We start from the raw sequence: 5,059 nt of genomic DNA, 5'->3' as shown, positions 1-5,059 counted from the left end.
GGTCTACGCCGTCGGCGGGGCCCAGGCCATCGCCATGTTCGCCTACGGCGCCGGTCCGTGCCGTCCGGTCAACCTGGTGACCGGCCCCGGCAACATCTATGTCGCCGCTGCCAAGCGCCTGCTGCGCGGTGTCGTCGGCATCGACTCCGAGGCCGGCCCGACCGAGATCGCGATCCTGGCCGACGACACGGCGGACGCCGCCTATGTCGCTGCCGACCTGATCAGCCAGGCCGAGCACGACCCGATGGCCGCGTCGGTGCTCGTCACCGACTCGCTGAGCCTCGCCGACGACGTCGACGCCGAGCTCGAGAAGCAGGTGTTCGCCACCCGGCACACCGCCCGCGTGCAGACCGCGCTGTCCGGGCAGCAGTCCGCTATCGTGCTCGTCGACGACCTCGAGCAGGGACTCGACGTGGTCAACGACTATGCGGCCGAGCACCTCGAGATCCACACGCGCGATGCGCGCGAGATCGCGGCCCGGGTCCGCAACGCCGGCGCCGTCTTCGTGGGGGCCTTCGCGCCGGTCTCCCTCGGCGACTACTGCGCCGGCTCCAACCACGTGCTCCCGACCGCCGGCTGCGCCTGCCACAGCAGCGGCCTCTCGGTGCGCGCCTTCTTGAAGTCCGTGCACGTCATCGACTACTCCCGCGACGCGCTGGCGGAGGTCGCCGACCACGTCGTCACCCTCGCCGAGGCCGAGGACCTCCCGGGCCACGGTGCGGCCGTGAAGGTGCGGTTCGACCTCCGCGACGTGTCGGGGGACCCGACGTGACCTTCCCTCCGATCCGGGAGGAGCTGCGCGGTATCGAGCCCTACGGCGCCCCGCAGCTCGACGTGCCCGTCCAGCTCAACGTCAACGAGAACCCCTACGGCCCCTCGCCCGAGGCCGTGGCCGACATCGCGGCTGCCGTCGCGGAGGCGGCAGTCACGCTGAACCGCTACCCCGACCGCGAGTTCACTGCCCTGCGCGAGGCGTTGGCGGCCTACCTCAACACGTCCGGTGGCCGCGGGATCACGCCCGAGATGGTGTGGGCGGCCAATGGCTCCAACGAGGTGATGCTGCAGATCCTGCAGGCCTTCGGCGGGCCGGGGAGGACGGCGCTGAGCTTCGCGCCGACGTACTCGATGTATCCCGAGTACGCCCGGAACGCGATGACGAGGTGGGTGGTCGGTCACCGCGCCGAGGACTTCTCCCTCGACCTCGACTCCGCGCGCGACCTGATCCTTCGGACGAGGCCGCACGTCGTGCTGCTGCCGTCGCCGAACAACCCGACCGGCACGGCGCTACCGCCCGAGGCCGTCTCGATGCTCTGCGAGGCCGCAGGTGACGGCATCGTGGTCGTGGACGAGGCGTACGGCGAGTTCCGCCGCTCCGGCACGCCGAGCGCGCTCGAGCTGCTGCCCGAGCACCGCAACCTCGTGGTCAGCCGGACCATGAGCAAGGCTTTCGCGCTGGCCGGTGCGCGGCTCGGCTACCTCGCCGCGGACCCGGCGATCTGCGACGCGATCCGGGTGGTGCGGCTGCCGTACCACCTCTCGGCCGTCACCCAGGCGTCGGCGCTGGCGGCCCTGCGGCACGCTCCGGAACTGCTGGGCAACGTGGCCGAGATCCGGGCCGAACGCGATCGCACGGTGGCATGGCTGAGCGACCAGGGACATGAGGTCGCGGACAGCGACGCGAACTTCGTGCTCTTCGGGACGTTCGCCGACCGGCATGCTGTCTGGCAGGGTCTGCTGGAGCACGGCGTGCTGATCCGGGAGACCGGGCCCGACGGCTGGCTGCGGGTGTCGATCGGCACCGCGGACGAGATGACCGCATTCAAGGACGCACTGACCACCGTGATGAAGACTGAGCCGATGAGGGACAACACATGAGCCGCACTGCCAGCCTCGAGCGGGCGACCTCGGAGTCACAGATCAAGGTCGAGGTCGACCTCGACGGCACCGGGCGCTCCGAGATCACCACCAACGTCGGGTTCTACGACCACATGCTCACCGCGTTCGCGCGCCACTCCCTGGTCGACCTCACGGTGCACGCCGACGGCGACACCCACATCGACGCCCACCACACCGTCGAGGACACCGCCATCGTGCTGGGCCAGGCGCTGCGCGAGGCACTCGGTGACAAGGTCGGCATCCGCCGCTTCGGTGACGCGACCGTGCCGCTCGACGAGGCGCTCGTGCAGGCCGTCGTGGACGTCTCCGGCCGTCCCTACTGCGTGCACACCGGTGAGCCCGAGGGTCAGATCTACGTCGCGATCGGTGGTGCCGGCGCCGACGGTGCCGCCTACCAGGGCTCCCTGACGCGCCACGTCTTCGAGACCATCTCCTTCCACGCCCACCTCGCGCTGCACGTCCGCGTGCTGTCCGGCCGCGATCCGCACCACCTGGTGGAGGCGCAGTTCAAGGCCTTCGCGCGGGCGTTCCGTGACGCGATCGCGTTCGACCCGCGTGAGCAGGGCGTGCCGTCGACCAAGGGCACGCTCTGAGTACCCATGAGCCCGTCGTCGTCGTCCTCGACTACGGCTCCGGCAACCTCCGCTCGGTCGTTCGCGCGGCCGAACGGGCCGGCGCGAGCGTCATCCTGAGTGACGACTTCCAGACCGCGCTCGACGCCGACGGGCTGATCGTGCCCGGCGTCGGTGCCTATGCCGCGTGCATGGAGGGCCTGCGCGCGGTCAAGGGCGACCGCATCATCGGCCGCCGCCTCGCCGGTGGCCGGCCGGTGCTGGGCATCTGCGTCGGCATGCAGATCCTCTTCGCACGCGGCGTGGAGCACGGCGTCGAGACCGAGGGCTGCGACGAGTGGCCCGGGACCGTGTCCCGCCTGGAGGCGCCCGTCGTGCCGCACATGGGCTGGAACACGGTCGCCGTCCCTGACGGGTCGTCGCTGTTCGCCGGCGTCGAGGACGAACGCTTCTACTTCGTGCACTCCTACGCCGCCCGCAGCTGGGACCTCGTCACGAACGATCGCACCAGGGAGCCGCTCGTGACGTGGGCCGAGCACGGCGGCGACCGGTTCGTGGCCGCCGTGGAGAACGGACCGCTGTCGGCGACCCAGTTCCACCCCGAGAAGTCCGGCGACGCCGGCGCGGCTCTGCTCCGCAACTGGGTCGCGTCACTGCCGTCCGGGGGGTAGGTGCTCAGCGCTCCGACGGTTCGGCCCGACGGGTCGCCGGGGGAGGCGGGCCGCGGTCGAACTGCACGCCCGGCTCCCAGGTGGTCAGCTCGGCCTCGACCCAGTGCACCGGCGCGCCGCCCTCGAACGAGGCTGCGAGCTCGGCCGCGCTGTCGAGGGCTTCGGACGAGATGTCGGCCGCGGTCACCCGCCACCCGTGGGACGCCAGCCACAGTGCCTCGGCCCCGCTTCCGCACCCAGCCGTGTCGCCATCGTGCCAAATGGCGGCACGCGGACCTGGGCGACCTCGGGTCCGCCTGCCGGAACCCGGTGTCCAGGCCCACGACAGCGCCAGGGGGTGCCTGCCATCGTGGAGTCATGACTTCCTCGAGCATGTCGTCCGGCCCCGTCGTCGTGGTCACCGGAGCCAACGGTCTGGTGGGGAGCCGCATCGTGGCCGCGCTCAGCGAGAGACAGGCGACGGTCCTTGCCGTGGTGCGGTGCGCCGGAACGGCGCCCGTCCTCCCCGGGGTCTTCGAGCGGGTCGGTGACTTCGCGGACCCGGCCTTCGCCGATGCCGTGGTAGCTGGAACCGATGCGCTGATCACGACCGTGCACCCCCTGGGAGGCGACGCGTCGAGTCAGCGGACGGTGGGGCTTCAGGGAACGCTGGTCATCGCCAACGCCGCGGCGACAGCAGGGGTGCCCATGATGGTCCACGTGTCGACGGCCGCGGTCTACGACCGCGCGCCAGGAGTCGGCGACGTGGATGAGGATGCGGCCCTGGTGCCGGACGACGCGGGCGACTACTCGGTGATCAAGCGCGACCTCGACGCGGCGCTGGCCGAGATCCGGGGGATGACCAGGGTGCTGTTGCGGCCCCCGGCGATCCTCGGCGCCGGCGACTCATCGGTGTGGAACTCGCGAGTCCCGGCGCAGTTGCGAGACGACGAGAGCGCGCGGCACGCGGTGCCGGAGGAGACGTTCGCCTGGGTGCACGTCGATGACCTGGCCGCAGTGGCCGCGGACGTGTCCGTCGGTGCCATCGCGACGTCCGACGACCCGGAGACGGCGCCGGTCGCGAATCAGTGCACGGTCGTCAACGTGGCGAGCGGGCGGGCGACGCAGCGGGACTACTACGGCGCCGTGACGAGGGCCCTCGGGGTGGAACCCGTGTGGGAGGACAAGCCGGCGTGGACGGGGCAGATCCGGGCCGATCGCGCGCGCCGGTGGGGCTGGCAGCCGAAGGTGGACCTCGCCGACGCACTGAGCGAGCTCGAGGTGGGTCTGCGCAGCTGAGCGGAGCAAACGGCCGGATCAGCCGGCTCGCTCGTCCGCCTCGGCCAGCGCCGCCAGCCGCAGCAGCTGCTTGCGCGCCATCACGAGGTCACCCAGGCAGAGCGCCGGGGCGAGCAGGGAGCGCGTCGCGGCGGTCACCTTGAGCAGGAGCCGCGTCTGCGACCCGTGGCCGCGGACGGCGTACGACATGTGGGCTCCCATGATCTGCGCCGTCAGGTGGACGCCGGGCTCGATGGCCACGACCGTGCCCTGGTCGCGCCCGAACGCCCGGGTGAACCGATCCCCGACGACGGGATCGGGCAGGTCACGCCGCTCGGGCGGCGAGTGGCGACCGAGGTTGTCGATCAGGTCGTAGGAGTACGGCGCCAGGCGCACCTGCTTGACGCGCGCCCACACGACGTCCGGGCTCGCGTCGACGGTGACACCTCGCCACGCGACGAGGCTCGGCGACTTCACGAAGTCGTCGCAGGGATAGGGCTCACGCGTCTCCGCGTCCGTGACGCCCCAGCGATCGCCGATCATGGGATGAGTCTGCCGGGTCCGCCGGCGGCTCCTAGGATCGACCCATGAGCGACTACCTCGAACTCCTGCCCGCGGTGGACATCAAGGGCGGGCAGGCCGTCCAGCTCGTCCAGGGTGTCG

General features: G+C 71.5%; 7 protein-coding genes. 5 read left to right on the top strand and 2 right to left on the bottom strand.

What is annotated here, in order from left to right:
- The 4 genes from hisD to hisH form a co-directional block, all read left to right on the top strand.
- A partial coding sequence (hisD, locus tag RMO85_RS15785; protein ID WP_310529674.1) for a histidinol dehydrogenase occupies positions 1 to 772 on the top strand: 772 nt, incomplete at its 5' end.
- The gene (locus tag RMO85_RS15780) at positions 769 to 1,875 is read left to right on the top strand and encodes a histidinol-phosphate transaminase (protein ID WP_310529673.1); all 1,107 of its coding nucleotides are present in this window, start codon (positions 769 to 771) and stop codon (positions 1,873 to 1,875) included. The genes hisD and RMO85_RS15780, both read left to right, overlap by 4 nt.
- Entirely contained in the window at positions 1,872 to 2,489 is a 618-nt protein-coding gene (hisB, locus tag RMO85_RS15775; RefSeq protein WP_310529672.1) for an imidazoleglycerol-phosphate dehydratase HisB, read from the top strand. The genes RMO85_RS15780 and hisB overlap by 4 nt, the downstream gene beginning before the upstream one ends.
- Positions 2,486 to 3,139 (top strand): imidazole glycerol phosphate synthase subunit HisH, encoded by a 654-nt coding sequence (gene hisH / locus RMO85_RS15770; protein ID WP_310529676.1) that lies wholly within the window; start codon positions 2,486 to 2,488, stop codon positions 3,137 to 3,139. Before hisB ends, hisH begins: the two co-directional genes overlap by 4 nt.
- A 4-nt stretch (positions 3,140 to 3,143) precedes the next feature.
- On the opposite strand, the gene RMO85_RS15765 is transcribed toward hisH, so the two are convergent.
- Positions 3,144 to 3,401: a class I SAM-dependent methyltransferase gene (locus RMO85_RS15765; RefSeq protein ID WP_310529675.1), complete on the bottom strand. Its 258-nt coding sequence runs from the start codon at positions 3,399 to 3,401 to the stop codon at positions 3,144 to 3,146.
- Positions 3,402 to 3,496: 95 nt separating this feature from the next.
- On the opposite strand from RMO85_RS15765, the gene RMO85_RS15760 reads away from it, so the two are divergent.
- Positions 3,497 to 4,417 carry an NAD(P)-dependent oxidoreductase gene (locus tag RMO85_RS15760; protein ID WP_310529671.1) on the top strand — a complete coding sequence of 307 codons (921 nt, stop codon included), beginning with the start codon at positions 3,497 to 3,499 and terminating at the stop codon, positions 4,415 to 4,417.
- Positions 4,418 to 4,435: 18 nt separating this feature from the next.
- Here the strand turns inward: RMO85_RS15760 and RMO85_RS15755 are convergent, their stop codons facing one another.
- Positions 4,436 to 4,939 carry a hypothetical protein gene (locus RMO85_RS15755; protein ID WP_310529670.1) on the bottom strand — a complete coding sequence of 168 codons (504 nt, stop codon included), beginning with the start codon at positions 4,937 to 4,939 and terminating at the stop codon, positions 4,436 to 4,438.
- Positions 4,940 to 5,059 lie beyond the last annotated feature (120 nt).

Source organism: Nocardioides sp., assembly GCF_031422975.1.
Classification (GTDB): Bacteria; Actinomycetota; Actinomycetes; order Propionibacteriales; family Nocardioidaceae; genus Nocardioides.
The sequence above is the reverse complement of the archived record's forward strand: the minus strand, read 5'-3'. Positions and strand labels throughout refer to the sequence as shown.

Coding starts and splice junctions, on each gene's coding strand:
- hisB (WP_310529672.1), top strand. CDS start 1,872: ATGAGCCGCACTGCCAGCCTCGAGCGGGCGACCTCGGAGTCACAGATC.
- RMO85_RS15760 (WP_310529671.1), top strand. CDS start 3,497: ATGACTTCCTCGAGCATGTCGTCCGGCCCCGTCGTCGTGGTCACCGGA.
- RMO85_RS15755 (WP_310529670.1), bottom strand. CDS start 4,939: ATGATCGGCGATCGCTGGGGCGTCACGGACGCGGAGACGCGTGAGCCC.